Origin of the sequence: Hyphomicrobium sp. (assembly GCF_036262015.1) — a bacterium.
Taxonomy (GTDB): domain Bacteria; phylum Pseudomonadota; class Alphaproteobacteria; order Rhizobiales; family Hyphomicrobiaceae; genus Hyphomicrobium_C.
Genome location: NZ_DATAJR010000009.1, coordinates 38,965 through 60,612 on the forward strand (window position 1 = coordinate 38,965; position 21,648 = coordinate 60,612).

General features: G+C 60.7%; 18 protein-coding genes and 1 tRNA gene. 13 read left to right on the forward strand and 6 right to left on the reverse strand.

Going from position 1 to position 21,648, the window contains the following annotated elements; all coding sequences use genetic code 11:
* Positions 1–5: 5 nt before the first annotated feature.
* From VHO05_RS15750 to VHO05_RS15765, 4 genes are read left to right on the forward strand one after another with little or no spacing between them, the layout of a single operon-like run.
* Positions 6–611, forward strand: a complete 606-nt coding sequence (locus VHO05_RS15750) for a K(+)-transporting ATPase subunit C (protein WP_329647570.1) — start codon at positions 6–8, stop codon at positions 609–611.
* 36 nt (positions 612–647) lie between these two features.
* The gene (locus VHO05_RS15755) at positions 648–3,365 is read left to right on the forward strand and encodes a sensor histidine kinase KdpD (protein ID WP_329647571.1); all 2,718 of its coding nucleotides are present in this window, start codon (positions 648–650) and stop codon (positions 3,363–3,365) included.
* Positions 3,365–4,054, forward strand: a complete 690-nt coding sequence (locus VHO05_RS15760; protein WP_329647572.1) for a response regulator transcription factor — start codon at positions 3,365–3,367, stop codon at positions 4,052–4,054. The genes VHO05_RS15755 and VHO05_RS15760 overlap by 1 nt, the downstream gene beginning before the upstream one ends.
* 36 nt (positions 4,055–4,090) lie before the next feature.
* A complete protein-coding gene (locus VHO05_RS15765) occupies positions 4,091–4,534 on the forward strand; it encodes a PTS sugar transporter subunit IIA (RefSeq protein WP_329647573.1) in 444 nt (147 codons plus the stop codon).
* A 444-nt stretch (positions 4,535–4,978) separates the two neighbouring features.
* Here the strand turns inward: VHO05_RS15765 and VHO05_RS15770 are convergent, their stop codons facing one another.
* From VHO05_RS15770 to VHO05_RS15785, 4 genes are all read right to left on the reverse strand, one after another.
* Entirely contained in the window at positions 4,979–5,560 is a 582-nt protein-coding gene (locus VHO05_RS15770; RefSeq protein ID WP_329647574.1) for a DUF1236 domain-containing protein, read from the reverse strand.
* A gap of 331 nt (positions 5,561–5,891) precedes the next feature.
* Entirely contained in the window at positions 5,892–6,029 is a 138-nt protein-coding gene (locus VHO05_RS15775; RefSeq protein ID WP_329647575.1) for an aa3-type cytochrome c oxidase subunit IV, read from the reverse strand.
* A 235-nt stretch (positions 6,030–6,264) separates the two neighbouring features.
* Positions 6,265–7,242: a hypothetical protein gene (locus tag VHO05_RS15780; RefSeq protein WP_329647576.1), complete on the reverse strand. Its 978-nt coding sequence runs from the start codon at positions 7,240–7,242 to the stop codon at positions 6,265–6,267.
* Complete coding sequence (locus VHO05_RS15785) at positions 7,239–8,108, reverse strand: hypothetical protein (protein WP_329647577.1); 870 nt, start codon at positions 8,106–8,108, stop codon at positions 7,239–7,241. The genes VHO05_RS15780 and VHO05_RS15785 overlap by 4 nt, the downstream gene beginning before the upstream one ends.
* Positions 8,109–8,432: 324 nt before the next feature.
* On the opposite strand from VHO05_RS15785, the gene VHO05_RS15790 reads away from it, so the two are divergent.
* Both VHO05_RS15790 and VHO05_RS15795 read left to right on the forward strand, forming a co-directional pair.
* Complete coding sequence (locus tag VHO05_RS15790; RefSeq protein WP_329647578.1) at positions 8,433–8,666, forward strand: hypothetical protein; 234 nt, start codon at positions 8,433–8,435, stop codon at positions 8,664–8,666.
* A 12-nt stretch (positions 8,667–8,678) separates the two neighbouring features.
* Positions 8,679–8,870: a hypothetical protein gene (locus tag VHO05_RS15795; protein ID WP_329647579.1), complete on the forward strand. Its 192-nt coding sequence runs from the start codon at positions 8,679–8,681 to the stop codon at positions 8,868–8,870.
* 34 nt (positions 8,871–8,904) lie between these two features.
* Here the strand turns inward: VHO05_RS15795 and VHO05_RS15800 are convergent, their stop codons facing one another.
* Positions 8,905–9,567 carry a hypothetical protein gene (locus VHO05_RS15800; RefSeq protein WP_329647580.1) on the reverse strand — a complete coding sequence of 221 codons (663 nt, stop codon included), beginning with the start codon at positions 9,565–9,567 and terminating at the stop codon, positions 8,905–8,907.
* A gap of 356 nt (positions 9,568–9,923) precedes the next feature.
* Here VHO05_RS15800 and sseA point away from each other — a divergent pair, with 356 nt between their 5' ends.
* Positions 9,924–10,793, forward strand: coding sequence for a 3-mercaptopyruvate sulfurtransferase (gene sseA, locus VHO05_RS15805; protein ID WP_329647581.1), 870 nt, complete (start codon positions 9,924–9,926; stop codon positions 10,791–10,793).
* A gap of 43 nt (positions 10,794–10,836) precedes the next feature.
* On the opposite strand, the gene VHO05_RS15810 is transcribed toward sseA, so the two are convergent.
* A complete protein-coding gene (locus VHO05_RS15810) occupies positions 10,837–12,462 on the reverse strand; it encodes a glucan biosynthesis protein (protein ID WP_329647582.1) in 1,626 nt (541 codons plus the stop codon).
* A 216-nt stretch (positions 12,463–12,678) separates the two neighbouring features.
* Here VHO05_RS15810 and VHO05_RS15815 point away from each other — a divergent pair, with 216 nt between their 5' ends.
* The 6 genes from VHO05_RS15815 to clpX all read left to right on the forward strand — a co-directional run bounded on the left by VHO05_RS15815 (position 12,679) and on the right by clpX (position 21,386).
* Positions 12,679–13,839, forward strand: a complete 1,161-nt coding sequence (locus VHO05_RS15815) for an efflux RND transporter periplasmic adaptor subunit (protein ID WP_329647583.1) — start codon at positions 12,679–12,681, stop codon at positions 13,837–13,839.
* Between the two features lie 35 nt (positions 13,840–13,874).
* The gene (locus VHO05_RS15820) at positions 13,875–17,057 is read left to right on the forward strand and encodes a multidrug efflux RND transporter permease subunit (RefSeq protein WP_329647584.1); all 3,183 of its coding nucleotides are present in this window, start codon (positions 13,875–13,877) and stop codon (positions 17,055–17,057) included.
* 233 nt (positions 17,058–17,290) lie between these two features.
* Positions 17,291–17,375 (forward strand) — tRNA-Leu (locus VHO05_RS15825).
* A gap of 74 nt (positions 17,376–17,449) precedes the next feature.
* Entirely contained in the window at positions 17,450–18,805 is a 1,356-nt protein-coding gene (tig, locus tag VHO05_RS15830) for a trigger factor (protein WP_329647585.1), read from the forward strand.
* A 260-nt stretch (positions 18,806–19,065) separates the two neighbouring features.
* Positions 19,066–19,713 (forward strand): ATP-dependent Clp protease proteolytic subunit, encoded by a 648-nt coding sequence (locus tag VHO05_RS15835; protein ID WP_329647586.1) that lies wholly within the window; start codon positions 19,066–19,068, stop codon positions 19,711–19,713.
* 419 nt (positions 19,714–20,132) lie between these two features.
* Positions 20,133–21,386, forward strand: coding sequence for an ATP-dependent Clp protease ATP-binding subunit ClpX (gene clpX / locus VHO05_RS15840; protein ID WP_329647587.1), 1,254 nt, complete (start codon positions 20,133–20,135; stop codon positions 21,384–21,386).
* Positions 21,387–21,648 lie beyond the last annotated feature (262 nt).

Here is a 21,648-nt window from a genome sequence, read left to right on the forward strand (position 1 = left end):
GTCCCATGTTGAAAGAACTTCGTCCCGCCATTGTGTTCGTCGTCGGCTTGGCAGCGATCACGGGCCTTGCCTATCCGTTGGCCATCACGGGCATCGCCCAAGCGGTGTTTCCGTACCAGGCGAATGGCAGCTTGATCGAGAAGAACGGCAAAGTGACAGGTTCGGTGCTGATCGGACAGCAGTTCTCCAGCGAGCGCTACTTCCACGGCCGCCCGTCGGCAACGACAGGGCCCGACCCGGCAGATCCCTCCAAATCGATCAGCGCGCCCTACAATGCCGCGAACTCGATGGGCTCGAATCTAGGCCCGACCAACAAGAACCTGATTGAACGCGTCAAGGGCGATGTCGAGAAACTCAAGCAGGAGAACCCGTCGCAGCCGGTGCCTGTCGACCTCGTGACCACGACGGGCAGCGGCCTCGACCCGGACATCTCGCCGGAAGCTGCCTTTTTCCAGGTTCCACGGGTGGCGAAAGCCCGCGAAATTTCTGAGCAGCAGGTCCGCCAGCTCGTTGAGGCAAACGTGGAAGGGCGCGTCCTTGGTCTGCTCGGAGAACCACGCGTTAACGTTCTGAGGCTGAACCTTGATCTGGACGAGCTTCAGGCGCGATGATAGGCGAAACGCTTTGTCTAGACCCGATTGACACTCATGCCGGACCAGAAAACCGCGCTTGATGTGCGTCCTTCGCCGGAGGCCTTGCTCGAGGCCGCCCGGCGAGAGGATAAGCGCGTCGGCAAGCTCAGGATCTTTGTCGGCGCCGCTCCCGGCGTCGGCAAGACTTATGAGATGTTGCAAACGGCGAGGGCGCGGCGCCGCGACGGGTACGACGTCGTGGTGGGGGTCGTCGAAACGCATGGCCGCAGGGAGACCAAGGCGCTCTTGAGGGGACTGGAAGTCACTCCCCGCCGCTCCACCGAGTACAAAGGTCGCGTGCTCGAGGAGATGGACCTAGACGCCATCCTCACGCGCAGACCGCAGATCGTCCTCGTCGATGAGTTGGCGCATTCCAATGCCCATGGCAGCCGCCATCCCAAACGCTATCTCGACGTCGAGGAAATTCTGAACAATGGCATCGACGTCTACACGACCGTCAACATTCAGCATATCGAGAGTCTGAACGACGTCGTGGCGCAGATCACGCGGGTCCGCGTGCGAGAGACTGTGCCCGATTTCGTGTTCGACCGGGCGGATGCGGTCGAACTCGTCGATCTCACACCTGACGACCTCATCCAGCGGCTCAAGGACGGAAAGGTTTACATCCCTGAGCAGGCGGAGCGGGCGCTCGAGCATTTCTTCTCGCCCGCCAATCTCACAGCCCTGCGTGAACTTGCGCTTCGCCGTACCGCAGAACGTGTCGACGACCAGTTATTGACCGAGATGCGGGCGCGCGCGATTCCTGGGCCGTGGGCGGCGGGTGAGCGCATTCTCGTGTGCGTCAGCGAGGATCCACGCTCTGCGGGGCTCGTGCGATACAGCAAACGCGTGGCCGATCGCCTCCGGGCGCAATGGACGGCGTTGTCGATCGAGACACGGCGCACGCATCGCCTGAGCGAGGAGGAACGGGACCGCATCGCCGATACGCTGCGGCTGGCCGAACACCTCGGCGGTGAGGCCATCACCGTGCCCGGCAGCGCGTGGCATGTGGCCGATGATATCGTCGCTTATGCCCAGGCTAACAACGTCACCCAAATCGTTATTGGCAAATCCGAGCGGCCGCGCTGGTTCGAAATCATCAATGGGTCGGTCGTCCACGATCTTCTGCGCCGCTCCGGCAACATCCGCGTGCAGGTGATTTGCGGCGAAGACATTCCTGGCGATCCGATTCCGAAAAAGACCGTGCGCGCCGCCGAGGCGCAGCGCTCCATCAATCCCGCCCCCTACGGCCTTGCGCTCGGTGGAGTGGCCGTGGCGCTTGGCGTGGCCTGGTTGCTCCGGCCCTGGCTCGGTGTCGAAAGCGTCGACCTCATATTCCTCGTGCCCATCATCGCCACCGCCGTCGGATACGGACTTGGACCTTCGCTCGCAGCCAGCGCCGCGGCGTCTCTCTGCTACAATTTCTTCTTCCTACCGCCGATTTTCACGTTCACGATCTCGGACGGCCCGAACGTGGTTGCTTTCCTTTCCTTTGCGATCGTGTCGTTGATCGTCTCGAATGTTGCGGGACGCATGCGGGGCCAAGCTCTTATCGCCGTCAACCGTGCCAGCACGACCGAAGCGCTCTATGCATTCACCCGGAAGCTCACGGGGACAGGCAACCTGGACGACGTGTTATGGGCCACGGCCTATCAAATCGCGTCCATGCTGAAGGTGCGGGTCGTTCTGCTTCTTCCGGCTGGCGATGCGATTGCCGTGCGGGCGGGCTATCCACCTGAAGACACCCTCGGCGCCTCGGATGTCGCGGCGGCAACCTGGACATGGAAGAACGATCGCGCGGCGGGACGTGGCGCGGATACGCTACCTGGTGCCCAACGGTTGTTCTTGCCCATGAGGACGGGACGCGGTGCGGTCGGCGTTGTGGGTATCGACAATGACAAGCCCGGCCCCTTGCTCACTCCAGATCAGCGCCGACTCTTCGATGCCTTGATCGATCAAGCTGCACTCGCGATCGAGCGGGTCCATCTCGTCGAGGATGTCGATCGTGCGGCACGCAGTATGGAGGCCGACCGGCTCCGGTCTGCGCTCCTGACGTCGATTTCTCACGACCTAAAGACACCGCTCGCTGCCGTATTGGGCGCCGCTAGCGCGCTGCGAGATCTTTCGGCTGGCCTCAACGAAGCGCAGAAGGCGGATCTACTTGCAACAGCCATCGAAGAAGCCGAACGCCTCAACCGCTTCATCGCCAACCTATTGGACATGACGAAACTCGAGTCGGGCGCGATTGTGCCGAATACCTCGCTGCACGACCTGAGCGAGATCGTTGGCAGCACGTTGCGCCGGGCTTCGCGCATTTTGATCCGGCACGAAATTCGCGTCGATTTAGCACCCGATCTCCCAATGATCCGTGTCGACGGGGTTCTGTTCGAGCAAGTTCTCTTTAACCTGCTCGACAATGCCGCCAAGTATGCCCCGGAGGGGTCCACTATTTCTCTGAGGGGCCGGTTGGACGGTGATAGTATCCGGCTTGAAGTTCTCGACGAAGGCGAGGGCATTCCCGCTACGGATCTCGAGCTGATCTTCGACAAATTCTATCGGGTCCAGAAGGGTGATCGCGTCCGTGCGGGCACCGGACTCGGACTCGCCATTTCGCGCGGATTTGTCGAGGCCATGGATGGAACGATTGTCGCTGCGAACCGCAACGACAGGAAGGGAGCCGTGTTCACAATCAGAATTCCGGTTTCGCATGGCGATCAGATGGACATAGCCTGATGACTGCCGTGGCGCTCAAGGTTCTCGTCATTGATGATGATCCGCCCATCCGCAAGCTCTTGCGGATGGGCCTCACAACGCAGGGCTACGACATCCTCGATGCCACCAACGGCAAGATGGGCCTCGAGCTGCTCGGGCAGGATCCCGATGTCATTATTCTCGATCTTGGATTGCCGGATGTGAATGGCCTGGACCTGCTATCGCAGATAAGGGAGCGCAATGATCGTGTCCCTATCGTCGTTCTTTCGAGCCGAGACGACGAGACTGCGAAGGTGCGTGCCCTCGATCACGGCGCGGATGACTATGTGACCAAGCCGTTTGGAATGGAGGAACTGTTGGCGCGCTTGCGCGCTGCTGTGCGTCATCAGCTTCAGGTCCAGGGAGAGCGACCGGTGTTCCGCGCCGGAGACCTCTCGGTCGATCTTGTTAGGCGGATCGTGAAAGTCGGCGAGAAGGAAGTAAAACTCTCTCCGAAAGAGTACGATTTGTTGCGCCTTCTCGTGCAGCACGCCGGTAAGGTGCTGACGCACAAATACCTACTGGACGCGCTTTGGGACGAGACGACAGATACGCAGTACTTGCGAGTCTATATGCGTCAGTTGAGGCGCAAGATTGAATCGGATCCCGAACGCCCCAAGTACCTTCTTACAGAAACGGGCGTCGGCTACCGGTTGCAGGCAGCTGAGTAGGTCCATGCTACCGGTTTCCCCCGACCAGGAGTAACGATGGAAGTCCGAGATTTCCTCAAAGAGGCAGATACGGAAATTGATCTTCGTGCTGCGGACAAGAGTTCGCTCATCAAAGCACTTGCCGTCAAAGCGGCTTCAGCGGTGAAATTGCCTGCCGATACGATCTTCAATGCCTTGCAGCAGCGTGATGAACTCGGGTCCACGGGTATCGGCAGCGGGGTCTGTATTCCACATGCGAGGTTTCGCGAGATTCAGAGGCCATTTGGAATTTTTGCTCGGCTGAGGCATCCAATCGACTTTGATGCGATAGATGGCGAGCCGGTCGATCTCGCCTTTCTCTTGCTGCTCCCGGCGGCTTCACAGCTCGATCAGCTCAACGCCCTGGCGGCGGTCGCGCGCAAGCTCCGCGATCCTGAAATGCTCCGGCGCCTACGAAAGGCCGATGGCGAAGCCGCGTTTTATGAAGCAATTGCCAAGTGAAGTGTTGGGTAATCTCTATATAATAGCGCTGCATTCCCCCTCGAATCTTTATGGCACGCGACCTAACTTTGCAGTGAAGAGGTCTGCTAGCCATGAGTGGTTCGATGGACGATGCCCACATGCACAGGATCTCGACAATTGACAGCTACGACGACGCGATCGCGACGTCTCGCACGTCCAGCCGTGTGGCCCTGATAACGGGGTTAGTGTTGGTGATCCTGGCGTGCGCGGCGGCTCTGCTTATTGAGGCTCCATCGTTCAGCACTGCTCCAGACTGCTCCACGATCGACAACGCCGCCCTTCGGCTCAGGTGCTACGACGACATTGCGCACCAGTCTGCTGCCTCTCCGCCAGCGCGAGGAGCCCTAGCTCCGAAAATCGACTGAAGCGCAAACCTTTTGGCCTAGAAAAGAGGCCGGCGAGTTGGATCGCCGGCCTCACCGTTTAAGCCAAAATCAGAACGTCGATGATGGCGTAGGTCACCGGATCTACGACTACAACCTTGTCCTCGTAGATGAAGTATTTGTAGCGCCGATATGCCGGCACGATGACTACTACGTCCTCGGGTACCGCATATAGCGTGACACTGCGCGGTACATTCACGCCGACATTGATGCTGATGCCGATGTCTTTCACGACCGCCTCAGACTTGTGCGACCGGAAGGCGGATTGAACCTGAGTGCGCTTTTCACCGGAAAGCTGCGTCACACTACCGGACGGCTCGCTGCCTTTGCCCTCTGTGCCCTCAGAGCGTCCTTGTGCGGCGGAGTTTTCACCACGGCTCTTACCCGCGGACTCCTTGCGGTCTTTGCCGCTGGACTCGGTTTTGGCTGTGTCGCTCGATTTCTTGGCGTTGCCAGATTGCTCACCTTTCTCAGATTTTGCGGCATCCTTCATCGGCTTCTCGGATGAAGCGCCCTTTTCGGTGCGATGTGACGGTGTTTCCATTTTTTGGCTGGGTGCATGTTCCATGCGTCCAGCGTTGCCCGTTGGCCCCGACGATTCAGGTGAGCCGTCGCGTTCCATTGCTGGACCGCCGCCTCCGCCGCCCGGGGACATGCGTTCGTTTTGGGCAAGTGCGCCGCCTGCAGCAAGAGCGAGCGCTGCGAAGCTGGTGCAAAGCAAGATCGGTCGTGTTCTCATCTTTTTCTTCTCCTTTTCACACCGACCCGTGTGATCAACACGATTTGACGGACGCGCGTTCCCTCGCCGCATGATTTCCTTTCAGCTCGGTATGATTGGTCGCGGTGAGTTCGGATGCCGCATACCGTCCAATCATCGGTAGGGACGGCACCGGCATACGCCATCGTCAGCGCTCATTTGCGCTGTGCTCGAAATCCGCTCTGGCACGGTGTGGCTACAGCAGGAAGTAGGCCATCAAGATCAGTATGACAGCAGCAAGCGCGATGAAGCTGGCCGCACCACGGAGGAAGCTATGGTATGTTTGAACGTGGCTTTCAAAATCAGGATCAGCGGACAAGTTTTGCGTAGCCATCTCGATGTTCCCCATTCAAATGGGTTCAGAGAGGAGTGAGTGCTCAATCTTTGCATAGCAACGATGGGCACCGACGAGGGGAGACAAGCCTGCTCGCCCCACGCACTTGAAGCGCATTCTACAGTGCCATCGCCTCCAACTTCAACTTCGAGCCAAGCCAGGCGGTTCCGGAGCGTCTCGGTGGCATCAATTTTCGGAGGGCATCGGCAAGCTTGTGCCGTGAGGCCATCGTAGCCTAGGGCTTGGCAGCGAGTTCGAACTCTGCGAGGGGTCGGAGGTTCTGTCTGCGGGCGTACCACAACGCAATGCTTGTGTATGGAAGCAGCAGAAGGTCCACGCACATGTTCGACCAATACCCGTAGCCGTGTGACAGGTAGATGCTGAAATGCATACTCGCAAAATACAGCACAAAGAGCGGAATGAGCCGCGGGACGAACAAGGCGAGGGGGGCCATCAACTCGATGACGAGCACCAGGAAGGCGGAGACAGTTGCGAGTTCGTAGTTTGATAGGATGCTGCTGAACCACATCGAAGTCGATATCGTCGACACGAAAAGCGATCGTTCGATCGCATGGACCGAGAAAAGGTCAAGTCGCGCTTGAAGAAACCAATCCGGCCCGATGTCCACGATTTTGTTTATGGCGGAGAGGCAATAGTACATCATCATGAAGAAGAGGATCAGAAAATACGGGCCGTGATACTTGTCGTTCAACTCGAGCGGGCGGAAGCGTCGAATGGTGTAGTACGCGTCTCTTGGAAAGATCGCGACGACCAGCAGGAGAAACTGAATTACGGTGGTTGATGCGTCGATCGTATCGCTGGCTTGGAGGAAGCCACCGATCAAATGAGCGCCTAGGATGAAGGCCACCCACGCCATGATGCGAGGGAAGATGCCGAGTAGTCCGAAAAATGCGGATCCAATAATTACAAACTGGAGATTTCTAATGGTCGTCGCGCTTGGGCGCGGGACGAAGTCATAGATGAATTGAAAGGTCGTATAGTGGAACCAGGGCGTCTTCCAATATGAGTGCAGCTTGGCTCTGCTGAGCCGGGAAAAAGCTTCATCGGGAATAAAGGCGATGCTGGAAAGGTTCCAGGAGCTGAACAGATAGATGGCGAGACCAAACGCGACGGCCTGGATAAGATAGCAATGAAGGGCGGCGGTCGGGCGAGGACGCCCCTGGAAGTCGATAAATCCGCTAAGCGCGTTCATTGGTTCACCTGTGACAAAAGTTTGGCTCCGACGACATCGACCTTGTCGGTATCGACTTTGGCGACGACCTCCCAGAGTGAGATGCCGGAAAGCGTGTCCTCAGAGGGGTAGCCGCTGTAGTCTATGCGCTGGTAGCTGAGGTGGCTCGGATAGCTGATGCTCTCCGGCAGAAGAAATTTTCGGCCTTCCCGTCGCGCAGCAAGGTTGTGTCGTACGAGTTGGATGAGCTTGTCGCCGTGACGCACATTGTCCTTTGCCAAGCCGAACGTCGATCGCGGCCAGCTGACCATTGCCAATTCGAAGTTCGCTGGGCGCATGGTGCCGTCGGAAAAATGGAGAAACATCACTTCAGCGGAGGCGTATCCGGTGCGCTTGACGTAAGGGAACGCTTCCGGTCTCAGTGCCGCGGCAAAGGCTCCGCGCTCCATGTTCTTGGGAAAATTGACATCAGCCGGGGCTTCCGCTCGGACGAAATCTTTGATGTTGGCGTAAGTCCAGCCGGGTGCGCCTCGGTGAGCAAACCCGATGTGTAACTGCCATGCGTAGCTCGTGATGATGATCAATGGGAGGATCACGAGCACCCATCTATTCCTGTCGGATGCTGGTTCTAACAGCCAGTCGCTCAGCCGCTCACACTGTTTATAGATCGCCTTGGAGCAGACGAGGAACGCAGTGGCGAGAATTCCGGCCGCAATGAGATGATGCCCGAGCGGCGAATACATCCATGAAATGCGGATGAGCTTCAGAGCCTGGAGTGTTCCAAGCGCCGGAAGCGCAACGGCGACAAAGACGACGAACGACAACCAGCCAAAAAGAAGTCGAGCCAGCCACGCTTGGCGCGTCGGTCGTTGCGTTGCATTCGACATAGCTTGGCCCCCCCCGCCTAACTTGACGTTGTCTGATTGAACTCCAAGGTGTCAATCTGCGGTGGGGCGCAGCAACGGCGCCGAACGCTGCGCGCGGAGCAATTTCATCGAAGATGCAGCCGCTTATTCGTGTGCGCATCTTCAGTGGAAAAACTGGATAAGTACGACTGTGCCGAAGTTCTGCAGGCACATAGGCGGCCGCGCGCGGAGATTTCGTGCATCGCACAAAAAGCAGAATGCGCTTCCGGACGGGCGCTCGACGGCTGCCAAGTGCGAAAGCGTCTGCTATACTTGCTGCCAAACCAAAATGGAGGCGTGTGGGCCATGAATTTCACGCTTCAACGCGGGAAGCGCTACAAGACCACCATCACTCTCGGTTTCGTTGAGCGTCTGGCGAGCAACGATGCGATCGCCGACAAATTCCGAACAGCCGGTTTCACCGATGTAAAGGTGACAGGCGAGGGCGGGAGACGCTACGCCGAGGGCATCTGGAACGCCGACGACATGAGGGCGAACTATCCGCCTCAAATCAGCGACGTTTCAGAAGTCGTGGCGTGAGAGGTCGCGATAATGAACGGACATGTGCAGTTTGCTGTCGGGCTGAAGCTGAACGGCAGGCCCCTGCATCAAATCGTGGACGCGGAGGACGCGCTCATCGCTGCTTTGCGGGTGAAGGCCGAGCATCCTGATGCGTCGATTACCTATGTCCGGCGCGCCAACCGGCGCGGGGATGCACGGCATCCACCGATGGCCGCCGGTTAGCGGTCTCAGGATGTGATGGCTTCAGGAGGCGCTGTCAGCCGCCCGCCTTCGAAGATCCTATCTTTCCGAGACCAAGGCCGTCGTCCGGCATGTCGATGCCGTTCATGGTTCGAATGCACGTCGATTTCCAAAGCGCTTTCGTCATGTGGACGGAGGGCTCCCAGAGCGACATGCAATCGGCGAGGGTGGGGCCACCCCCTTGTGTGAGCGGGGGACTGCTGCCGCCACTTTGCTCCACGATGGGACCGGTTTGCACAAGCGGTTCGGTGATCGCGGGCGCAGCCGGAGTGGGCGGGACAATCGTTGGGATTGGCGTCTGCCAGATCGGGTTGGGGTCGCCGTCACTGGCATCCAAGCGCGACTGCAGGGTGGCTTCGCAATTGGCGCTTGTTTCGCCTTGGCAAACCGCACCAAAGGACGGATTGGGAGGTGGCAGGATCGTGGATTCTGCGGCAGCCGCGTTGTCGCTTAGGGCGCCTTGCTTTTTCGCTGATGGTGTCATCGTCATCGGGTTGGCACGGGTGGCGTTGTGTCCGGCCATATGCGCCGGTGAGAAGTGCACGCCCGGGGAAGTGCCGTGGGAGGTGCTTCCGCCGCTGCTTCCGCCACTGTGAGCCCAGGCTGGCCCTGTCGCGGCGGCCATAAAAAGGCAGGCGGTTAGCGTTGCTGCATTGAGCGATCGATCGAAGACTGACATGGGACTACCTCACTATCTTGCGATGCGGGTACCCTGCATGTGGACGCGGCTGGGAGGCCGACCAATGGGAGTCGAGGGGAAAAGGTGCCCTAGGGCCAATACAATTGTGTAAGCTTACGTTGGTCAAAATATTGGTCCGGCACGAGCTTTTCGTGTTGGAGCCCCGCAGCCTGCCGCCCCTTGCGGCTGCGGCACCGCGCCATTAGGGTACGCGCCAACATGCAGCCCGCCGCCTGGACGAGCGGGCCGATTTGCGAGCTGTAACATCCCGTTATTCGGGCTCATCGCCACGGCCAAGGTTTCGCGGCTGAGCGTGATCCTGCGAGTGGGGTCGAAGGGATTTCAAGGAGGGTTTCGTGCCGAAGAGTGCCAAGAACTGGATCGTCGAGACGGAGTGGCTCGCAGAACACCTCGATGCGCCCGACTTGATCGTGTTCGACGGCTCCTGGCACCTGCCGAATTCCGGTCGCGACGCAAAGGCCGAGTACATGGCCGAGCATATTCCGGGCGCGCTCTTCTTCGATATCGAGGACCTCGTCGACGAGAAGTCGCTGCTGCCGCACATGCTTCCTCCGACGCCGAAGTTCGCTTCGCGCATGAAGAAGATGGGCGTGGGCGACGGCATGCGGATTGTCGTCTATGACACCTATGGCCTGTTCTCGGCTGCGCGCGTGTGGTGGACGTTCCGCGCGATGGGACATCAGGATGTCGCGGTGCTGAACGGCGGCCTCAAGAAGTGGAAGGCCGAGGGCCGTCCGCTCGAGGACATGCCGCCCATCCCGCGTACGGCGCGCCATTTCACACCGTTGCTCAACAACTCTCTCGTTCGCGATCTCGACGACATGAAGAGCTATGTCGCGAACGGATCCATGCAGATCGTCGATGCGCGTCCGAAGGGGCGTTTCGAAGGTACTGAGCCGGAGCCGCGGGCGGGTCTGCGCGGCGGGCATATTCCCGGTTCCAAGAACGTGCCGTCGGCCACGATCCTCAACGCGGATGGAACGCTCAAATCGCAGGCTGAGCTCGAGAAGATCTTCCGGGACGTAGGGATCGATCCACTGAAGCCGGTCGTCACGACGTGCGGCTCGGGCGTCACGGCTTCGATGCTGTCGTTGGCGCTCAGCGTCCTCGGACAGACCAGCGCGGCCGTCTACGACGGCTCGTGGGCCGAGTGGGGGCAGGAGAAGCTGGATACGCCGGTCGAGACCGGTCCGGCCAAGAGCTGAGCAGGTTTCGCGTTCCTCTGCCCGGTCCGGTGTCCAGTCTAGCTCACGGCTCAGGGAAGTACTGGAAGACCCAGGTCTCGGTGAGCGCGCGGTCGTCCTTGTGCAGGTAGGCGCGGATGTCGACGGGGTCCGGGCCGGTTGCCTCCAGGTCGAACAGGGCGCGCCAACGCTCCTTTTGATCCACGACGGGATGGGAGTAGGCATTGCTCAACACGCCGCGTGACGGCGTGACGACGAGTTCTACACCATCCTCACGTCCGAGGCCCTTGAACGCTGCCCCCTGGAAATCGATGACGAATTTCCGGACGCCTTCGGGCCGCTTGTGCCCAGGGCGTCCGCCGACGCCGGTCCAGGTCGCAGTGGCCCTGGCCAGGTTGTTCGGAAACGGGATGTCGTCGAGCCAGCGCAGCCGATAGTGATAACGCCGGTTTGCGCCTGCCTTGAACGGTTCCTTCGGACACCAGTAGGCGGCGATGTTGTCGTGGATCTCGTCGTCGGTCGGGATCTCGAGCAGATGCACCTCGCCCTCGCCGAACGGATCGAGCGGCTCGACCCAAACGGACGCGCGGCGTTCGTAGAACACGCTGTCATCCAGGTAGTGCACGAAATCTCGGTCACGCTGAAGCAGGCCGAAGCCGCGGATATTGTTGTCGACGAACGCATTGCTCATGACGCGCGGCGGGTTGTTGAGCGGGCGCCAGATGCGCTCGCCGGACCCCGTCCACATGGCGAGTCCGTCGGAGTCGTGAATCTCCGGTCGCCAATCGACGACCTGGCGCCTGCTGGTTTCTCCGTACCAGTACATGCTGGAGAAGGGCGCCACACCAAGGCGCGTGATGTCTTTGCGCGCGAAGAGGCGCGTTTCGATCTCCATGTCGATGCGCGCGATGTTGTTCTTGTCGACGGAGCGCTGGGACGTGAAGCGATATGCGCCGGTGACGCTCGGGCTATCCAACAGAGCGTAGAGGACGAGCACGTTCCCTTTGCTTGCGGTGGTATCGAGCCAGAACTCGGTGAAGCGGGGGAATTCCTCCGGTTCGGTTGCTGAACCGGTGTTGATGGCCAGACCGCGCGCGGAGAGACCATACTGGTTGAACGGCCCGGATGTCCGGAAGTAGGACGCGCCGAGGAATGCCAGCCAATCGGTCTTTAGATCCGGCGCCATGATGCGGAAACCGGCAAAGCCAACCCCTGGGGCGAGGTTGCGGGCCGGGTGTCCGGCCGGTGTGTCGAAGAGGTTTGCGTTATAGAGGACCTCGCGAGACTCCTCGTTGCGGACGAGGTGGATGTGAACCGGCTCACGCGAGAACTTGCCGAGATGGAAGAGCTGGACAGGGAACGCGCGTTTCGCGTCGACCATGATGCTCATTTCGGGGCGGAAGCGAATGGCCTGGTAGGCGTCGTAATCAATCTGGTCGAGGATGTCGGGCGAGATGACGGGCGTGGCTTCCCAAGGACTTTGGGCGTTCTTCGCGGCGCGTTCGGCGAGGATGTCGAACGAAAAAGCTTGGGCTGGTCCGAGGTCGACGCCGGGCGGGACACTCAGGCCTTCCATTCCGGTCGCGGACGTTCCGGCCTGGACCGATCCGATCCCATTCAGCGTATTCGCCAATCCGACTGCTGCAGCTCCGGCGATGATCTGCCGGCGATCAAATTTCGAGCCCGTCACGTTCGTACTTTCTTTTTTACGTCTCTGTGGTGCATTTCCCTCTTGTCCCCTAGCGCAGAACTCCCGATCTGGCCAGCACCGCTCCTGCCACGGAGCGTTTCGGTGCGGAAGCGGGGGCTTGGCCGAGACATCCATGCGCCGTGCATCGTGCGACTGAACTGTTTATAGATTAAGGCCGTAAGGGATACGGCAAGGCAGCCGGCGAAGAGGGGATTCATGAGTCGCTACATACACGTGCTTGGAGCGCTCCTGGCGCTGACAGCGGCCAATGTCATTTGTGTGTCCAAGCTCCAAGCACAAGGTCCCCCGACGCCGTCGGTCTCCGTGGCTCAGCCGATCGCCAAGCGGATCACGATTTGGGACGAATACTCGGGCCGTTTCGAGGCGGTTCAGACCGTAGAAGTGCGGCCGCGAGTCTCGGGCTTCGTCGACAAGATCCACTTCAGGGACGGCCAGATCGTAAATGTCGGCGATCCGCTCTTCACGATCGATCCCCGTCCGTTCGAAATTGCGGCGGAAAGTGCTCGGGCAGAGATTGCGCGCGCCAGAGCTCAGGTGGCGCTCGCGATGAGCGAAGTCGAGCGCGCGGCACCACTCGTTAAATCGGGTGCGGTCACGGAACGCGACTTCACGCAGAGAAGTGCAAATCTCAGCGTCACGGAAGCCCAGCTTCAGGTCACGGAAGCGAACCTCAAGAACGCCGAGCTCAATCTCGAGTGGACGGTGGTCAAGGCGCCGATCTCGGGGCGTATTTCGGACCGAAAAGTCGACATCGGCAACCTTGTGATTGGCGGAGCGCAGGGCACGACCCTGCTGACGACCATCGTTTCGCTCGATCCCATCCATTTCCTCTTCGATACGTCGGAATCCGACTACTTGCGATACATGCGTCAAGGCCTGACCGGGGAGAGGAAAGCCCGCGACGAGCCGAATCCGGTGCTCATCCGGCTCGCGGATGAAACGGACTGGACGCACAAGGGCACGATGGACTTCCTCGACAACCAGTTCAATCCACGCTCGGGCACGATGCGCGGGCGCGCCATCCTGGAAAACAAGGATCAGATTTTTGCGCCGGGCGTCTTTGCGCGCTTGAGATTGTTCGGCGGCGAAGCGGACGCGCTTCTCGTGCCCGATAGCGCGGTCGTTTCGGACCAGATGAGCAAGATCGTGTTCGTGGTCGGCGACGACGGCGTGGTCAAGGCAGCGCCGGTGAAGCTCGGACCGATTGTGGAAGGACTGCGGGTCGTGACGGGCGGGCTCAATCCCTCGGACAAGGTCGTTCTCGACGGCCTCGCCAATCCGATGGTGCGTCCAGGCGCGAAGGTCGCAACACAGCCGGGTGAGATCAAAACGGCGGCAGCCAACGCGGGCAAGTAAGCAGCTCAAACGGGCCGACGCCCCGGAAGTGACCGATGCGCTTTTCTCATTTCTTTATCGATCGTCCGATCTTTGCGACCGTCCTCTCGGTCATTCTGACCATTGTCGGCGTCATTGCGGGTGCGGCGCTTCCTATTGCCGAATACCCGGATATCGCGCCGCCGACGGTGAACATTTCCGCCACCTACCCGGGTGCGTCCGCCTCGGTTATCGCCGAGACGGTCGCGGCGCCGATCGAGCAGGAGGTGAACGGCGTCGATAACATGCTGTACATCACGTCGCAGTCGACGGGTGACGGCCGCCTGTCGATCAGCGTGGTGTTCAAGCCGGGGACGGACATCGATCAGGCCCAGGTTCTGGTGCAGAACCGTGTGTCCATCGCCGAGCCTCGCCTGCCGGAAGACGTGCGCCGGCTTGGTCTTACTGTGCTCAAGGCGTCGCCCGACCTGATGATGGTCGTGCACATGATTTCGCCGGACGGCTCGCGCGACCAGCAGTACATTTCGAACTACGCGACGCTCTACGTGCGTGACCGGCTGGCGCGCATCGACGGCATCGGCGACTCGCGCGTGTTCGGTGCGCGTGATTATTCGATGCGCATCTGGCTCGACCCGGCGAAGATTGCGTCGCGCGACATGACGGCAAGCGAGGTCGTGGCCGCGCTGCGCGGGGCGAACCTGCAGGTGGCTGCCGGCTCGATCAATCAGCCGCCCGCGTCCTCGCCCGGCGCGTTCACGCTCTCCGTTCATACGCTCGGCCGGCTTTCGACTGTCGAGGAGTTCGAGAACATCGTCGTCAAAGCGGGCGAGCACGGCGACATCGTGCGCGTCAAGGACGTCGCGCGCGTCGAGCTCGGCTCGCAGGATTACACGGTCAACGCGTATCTCTCGAACAAGGTGGCTACGGCCGTCGTGCTGTTCCAGCGCCCGGGGTCCAACGCGCTGGCGACGGCTGCTGCAGTCAAAGCCGAGATGGAGACACTGGCCAAAGACTTCCCGTCCGGCCTTGCTTACACCATCGTCTACAACCCGACGGACTTCATCCGCTACTCCATCGACGCGGTGATCGACACCTTCATCGAAGCGCTCATTCTGGTGGTGCTGGTCGTCATCCTCTTCCTGCAAACCTGGCGCGCGGCCGTCATTCCGATCATCGCCATTCCGGTGTCGCTCGTCGGCGCGTTCATCGTCATGGCTGCGCTCGGCGTCTCGTTCAATACGCTGTCGCTGTTCGGACTGGTGCTCGCGATTGGTATCGTCGTCGACGACGCGATCGTCGTGGTCGAGAACGTCGAACGGAAACTGTCCGAGGGCCTGTCGCCCAAGGAAGCGGCCCACCAAACCATGGATGAGGTGGGCGGGGCGCTCATCGCCATTACGGCGACGTTGATCGCGGTGTTCGTTCCGACGGCCTTTATCTCCGGCCTTCAAGGTACGTTCTACAAGCAGTTTGCGATCACGATTGCGGCGTCGACCGCCATCTCGTGCTTCGTGTCGCTGACGTTGTCCCCTGCGCTTGCCGCGCTGCTCTTGAAGCCGCATGTGCATCATGAGAAGCAAGGATGGGCAGGGCGGATCCTCGGTGCGCCGATCCGGGTGTTTTTCAGGGGCTTCAACGCACTGTTCGACGGCCTGTCGCACGGCTATGCGTGGCTCACGGGCCGGCTGATCCGGCTACCTTTGATCCTGCTCATCCTCTATGGCGGCTTGCTGTTCCTCACCGGCGACCGGTTGCTGCGGACGCCGACAGGCCTGATCCCTCAGCTTGATCGCACCTACTTCATCACGGCGTTCCAGCTCCCGCCGGGATCGACGCTCGATCGCACCGACGCGGTCGTACGCAAGGCCTCCGAACTCATGCTGCAGCGGACGGGCGTGTCGGATGCTGTGGCGTTCGCCGGCTTCGACGGCGCGACCTTCACCAACGCACCGAACACGGCGGTTATCTTCGTGCGTCTCGACAGCTTCGAGGATCGCATCAAGGCCGGGATTACGAAGGATCAGATCCTGGCCGATCTTCGCCAGCAGATGGCGACCCTCAAGGAGGCGTTCGCGTTCGTGATCGAACCGCCATCCGTTCCGGGCATCGGGACCGGCGGCGGTCTCAAGGGCTATGTCCAGGACCGCGGCGGGCGCGGCTATCCGGCGCTCGAGGGGGCGGCCTGGGCCGTTGCGGGGGGCGCGGGGCACGTTCCGGGCATCGTGCAGCCCTTCACGCTCTTCAACACGCGCACGCCCCAGATCTGGGCTGAAATCGACCGCACGAAGGCCGAGCAGCTCGGCGTGCCGATCGGCCGAGTGTTCGAAGCGCTGTCGATTTATATGGGCTCTGCGTTCGTCAATGACTTCAACATTCTGGGGCGCACGTACCGCGTGACGGCGCAGGCGGACAACCCGTTCCGCGAGACGTTACGCGACGTTGCGAACCTCAAGACGCGAAGTGTTTCCGGAGATATGGTACCGTTGGGCTCCGTCGCGACATTCTCCGACACCACGGGTCCGTATCGCGTTCCGCGCTACAACTTGTTCCCGGCTGCGGAAGTGCAGGTGGGGCTCGCGCGCGGCTTCTCGTCCGGGCAGGGCATCGCGTCGATCGAGCACATCGTCGAGACGGGGCTGCCCGCGGGCTTCGGCTTCGAATGGACGGAAATAGCGCTGCAGGAGAAGCTTGCGGGCAATACCGCGATCGTGGCCTTCGGCCTTGCGGTCGTGTTCGTGTTCCTGGTGCTGGCGGCGCTCTACGAAAGCTGGTTGTTGCCGCTCGCGGTCATCCTCATCGTGCCCATGTGTATCCTGGCGGCGATGATCGGCGTGAACATCATGGGCCTCGATCGCAACATCCTTGTCGAGATCGGCCTCGTTGTGCTTGTGGGTCTAGCGGCCAAGAATGCGATCCTCATCGTCGAGTTCGCGAAGCAGGCGGAAGAGTCCGGCATGACACGCTATGAAGCGGCGGTCACCGCTGCGCGGACGCGGCTCCGGCCGATCCTCATGACGTCGCTGGCGTTCATCCTGGGCGTGGTGCCGCTCGTTCTAGCGACGGGGGCGGGTGCCGAGATGCGCCAGTCGCTCGGGACGGCGGTGTTCTCGGGCATGCTTGGCGTGACGCTCTTTGGCCTGATCTTCACGCCGGTGTTCTACGTGATCACGAGTGCCCTTGCGGGACGCCGCCGCCCGGGGGCGGCCCCCGAGGGCTCGCATCCGGCTCCGGGCGAATAGGCGGCCCGGCACGGCCCGGAAACATTGTCGATTGATCTTAGGGTGGGCCCGCTTGTATATGTGCCCATCCTGGCGCGGCCTTTTGGTCCCGAACCGGGCCGGCATCCCTGTTTACGCTGGTCCATCTGGGCCGGGCCGCAAGGTTCCCGGCGCTCGGTTAACGTGGTCTACGCAATTGATCTAGCGCATGATTCACGTTCGAGGTCATACGATCTCAGGCGATCTAGCTCTAAGCGGGCGTGGCGGAATTGGTAGACGCGCTGGATTTAGGTTCCAGTGGCGAAAGTCGTGGGGGTTCGAGTCCCTCCGTCCGCACCAGGGCTACTGAGGGAAGGGACACCGCCGCTGAGGCGGCGAAGAGTTGAACGAGCGAGCGAAGGCAGCAAGACGTCATGCAGGTTACGGAAACGAGTTCGGAAGGCCTCAAGCGCAAGCTCAAGGTCGTGGTCGGAGCAGATGAGCTCGGCGAGCGCTTTTCGGCGCATCTCGACCGGATCAAGGATCAGGTGCAGCTCAAGGGCTTCCGCAAGGGTAAGGTTCCGCTTGCGCACATCAAGAAAGTTTATGGCCGCTCGGTCATGAACGATGTGCTGCAGGAGACGATCCGCGAGACGTCGAACAAGGCGATCGTCGACCGCAAAGAGCGTCCGGCCATGATGCCGGACATCTCGCTTGCCGAGAATGCAGCCGAGATCGAAAGCGTCGTCGATGGCAAGGCCGATCTCGCCTACGAGATGAGCTTCGAGGTGTTGCCGGAAGTCGCGCTGACAGATTTCAAGTCGCTCAAGCTCGAGCGGCTGGTGGTCGAAGTGGATGACGAGCAGCTCAACAAGGCTCTCTCCGATCTCGCAGAACGCAATCAGTCCTTTGCTGCCGAGGAAGGTCGCGAAGCAGGCGAAGGCGACCGTGTCACCATCGACTTCAAGGGCACCGTCGATGGCGTCGCCTTCGATCGTGGATCGGGCGAGAACCTGCAGCTCGTGATCGGCAACGCCAACTTCATTCCGGGCTTCGAAGAAGGCATCAAGGGTGCCAAGAAGGGCGACAGCCGCGACGTCAAGGCGACGTTCCCTGCCGAGTACCCGGTGGCGGAGCTGGCCGGCAAGGACGCAGTCTTCGCAATCACCGTCAAAGAAGTCGAAAAGCCCGCGAAGGCCGAGCTCAACGACGACTTCGCGAAGGGGCTGGGCACCGAAGGCCTCGACAACCTGAAGGATATCGTTTCGGCCCAGATCAAGATCGAGCTGGACCAGGCGTCGCGCATGAAGCTCAAGCGTGAGCTTCTCGATGCGCTCGAAGCCGCACACAAGTTCGAGCTGCCGCCGACGCTGGTCGAGCGCGAGTTCGAGGGCATCTGGAGGCAGGTGACCGAAGGCCTTCAGCGCGAAGGCAAGACCTTTGCCGACGAGGGCAAGACCGAAGAGGAAGCCAAGGCCGAGTATCGCGCTATCGCGGAGCGGCGGGTGCGCCTTGGCCTCGTGGTCGGCGAGATCGGCGACAAGAACAAGATCGAGGTAACGCAGGATGAGATGCGCCGCGCCCTCATCGAACATGCGCGCCGTTTCCCGGGCCAGGAGAAGATGGTCTACGAGTACTTCGAGAAGACGCCGGGTGCGCTGCAGGAGCTGCGCGCGCCGATCTTCGAGGACAAGGTGATCGACTTCGTGATCGAGCTGGCCAAGCCGACGGAGAAGAAGGTTTCGCGGCAGGAGCTGATGGACAGCCTGGAGAAGGCTACGCAGGCCTAGCTCTCCTTTGCGGCGGCGAAAAATCGCATCGCTTCGGGCGGAGAAATTCTCCGCCCGCGCGGGGCGCCGAGATGGGGGGACTTGAAGTGACGCACCGGTATGCTGATCTGATGTCTCGACTGGCAGTCGATTCGGCTGTCCGTATCTCCAGGCTCGTTGCCACGACCCCGTGTTCTTGTGAGCCAATCTTCAACAGTCCGTGCTGCTTGTCGGAAAGCGGGTTCCAGTTTTCCGAAAGCACTCTCAGGAGCTAAGACCCTATGCGCGATCCCGTCGCCACCATCACCGGTTCCTTCTGGCCCATGGTCGTCGAGCAGACGGCCCGCGGCGAGCGCGGCTACGATCTGCCGTCACGCCTTCTGAAGGAACGCATCATCTTCGTGACGGGGCCGGTCGAGGATCAGATGGCTGCGTCGATCTGCATGCAGCTTCTCTTCCTCGAGGCCGAAAACCCGAAGAAAGAGATCTCCATGTACATCAATTCGCCGGGCGGCGTTGTTACGGCCGGCATGGCGATCTATGACACCATGCAGTTCGTGAAGCCGCCTATTGCCACGCTTTGCATCGGCCAGGCTGCATCTATGGGCTCGCTGCTGCTCTGCGCCGGCCACAAGGACATGCGCTATGCGCTGCCGAATGCCCGCATCATGGTTCACCAGCCGTCGGGCGGCTTCTCTGGCCAAGCCTCGGATATCGAGCGTCACGCCGAAGATATCATCAAGATGAAGCGGCGCCTGAACGAAGTCTACGTCAAGCATACCGGTCAGCCCTACGAGACCATCGAGAAGACGTTGGATCGCGATTACTTCATGACTGCCGATCAGGCGCGGGATTTCGGCCTCATCGACCGCGTTCTGAACCAGCGCGAAGATGTCGAAGCCAAGGCTAGCGAAAGCAAGCCGGCCTAACCCCTTGCTGCGCCCGGGAATTTGAGCGGCGGTGTGCCCCACCGTCGCACGGGCCCCTGTTTCGGCCCCCTTTGCCCCATCCTTGCTATGTTGGATGGGCAACGACCTATGCGGTTTGGGAATATGAGCCTGGCCGCATTGGGGCCACGTAAGGTTGGCAGGCTAGAATTGCCCCCTTTACGGCTTAACTAGTGTCTCTGGCCCTTGCGCACCCGGCGTCAACGTTGTGGTAATCAGGCCGAACGGTTGGGTGTGGAGGCGGGAGAGACGTTAATCGAATCTTGATCTCAGGAACGCTAGCGTGCTGAGATCGGGTGAAACGGTTTTGTACCTCGCGGCGGGTTTGCCGTTGCGGAGGCCTTCGGGCCTCCAAAATCCGGGTTTTCCGGGCGCGTCCCGACTGCGGGTGAGAGAACAGAATGGCTCAGGAAAAGAACACCCTATACTGCTCTTTCTGCGGAAAAAGTCAGCATGAGGTCAGGAAACTGATCGCAGGCCCGACAGTGTTCATCTGCGATGAATGCGTCGAGCTGTGTATGGACATCATCCGGGAAGAGAACAAGAACACGCTCGTCAAGTCGCGCGACGGCGTGCCGACCCCGCAGGAAATCTGCTCGGTGCTCGATTCCTATGTGATCGGCCAGTTCCACGCCAAGCGCGTGCTCTCGGTCGCGGTCCATAATCACTACAAGCGCCTCAACCACGCTGCGAAGAACAACGACGTCGAACTCGCGAAGTCGAACATTCTGCTCGTTGGTCCGACGGGTTGCGGTAAGACGCTGCTCGCGCAGACGCTCGCGCGCATCCTCGACGTGCCGTTCACGATGGCGGATGCGACGACGCTCACCGAGGCGGGCTATGTCGGCGAGGATGTCGAGAACATCATTCTGAAGCTGCTGCAGAACGCAGACTACAACGTCGAGCGGGCGCAGCGCGGCATCGTTTATATCGACGAAATCGACAAGATCTCGCGCAAGTCCGACAATCCGTCGATTACGCGCGATGTATCGGGCGAAGGCGTTCAGCAGGCGTTGCTCAAGATCATGGAAGGCACGGTTGCGAGCGTGCCCCCGCAGGGCGGCCGCAAGCATCCGCAGCAGGAGTTCCTGCAAGTCGACACATCGAACATCCTTTTCATCTGCGGCGGCGCGTTCGCTGGTCTCGAGAAGATCATCGCGCGGCGCGGCAAGGGGACATCGATCGGCTTCGGCGCCCGCGTGATGGGGCCGGACGAGCGCCGCACCGGTGAGGTGCTTCGCGAGGTCGAGCCCGAGGATCTGTTGAAGTTCGGTCTCATCCCCGAGTTCATCGGCCGTTTGCCTGTGATCGCGACACTCGAAGACCTCGACGAGGCGGCTCTGGTGCAAATCCTGAGCGAGCCCAAGAACGCACTGGTCAAGCAGTACCAGCGGCTGTTCGAGATGGAGGACGTGAAGCTCACGCTTACGCAGGATGCGCTGCGCGCCATCTCGCGCAAGGCGATCGAGCGCAAGACGGGTGCACGCGGTCTCCGCTCGATCATGGAAGGCATCCTGCTCGACACGATGTTCGACCTGCCGGCCCTCAAGGGCGTCGAGGAAGTCGTGATTGGGCCGGAAGTTGTCGAGGGTGGCGCGCGACCGCTCCGGATCTACTCCGATCGGGCCGAGGAAAAGGGCTCGACGGCCTCCTAAAGTCTAAGTCAACGGTTGCGGGCCGCGTGCTGCCCGCAACCAAATCCGCAGCAATGTCGCGGTGGCCGGGGAAGCGCGGGCACGTTATTGATTAGGCCAAATGCCATCCCCATCTTTCTTCATCTTGGCGTCTCATCGGCCATTCGTGGCCACAGGGCTTCCCCATAGAAAAGATGCGGCGCGGGATTCGTTAGTTTCGGCCATAATGGGGGCCGGTCTAATGAATTAGTCTTAAGCACCGTGCGTTCAGTCAGGCGTGCGG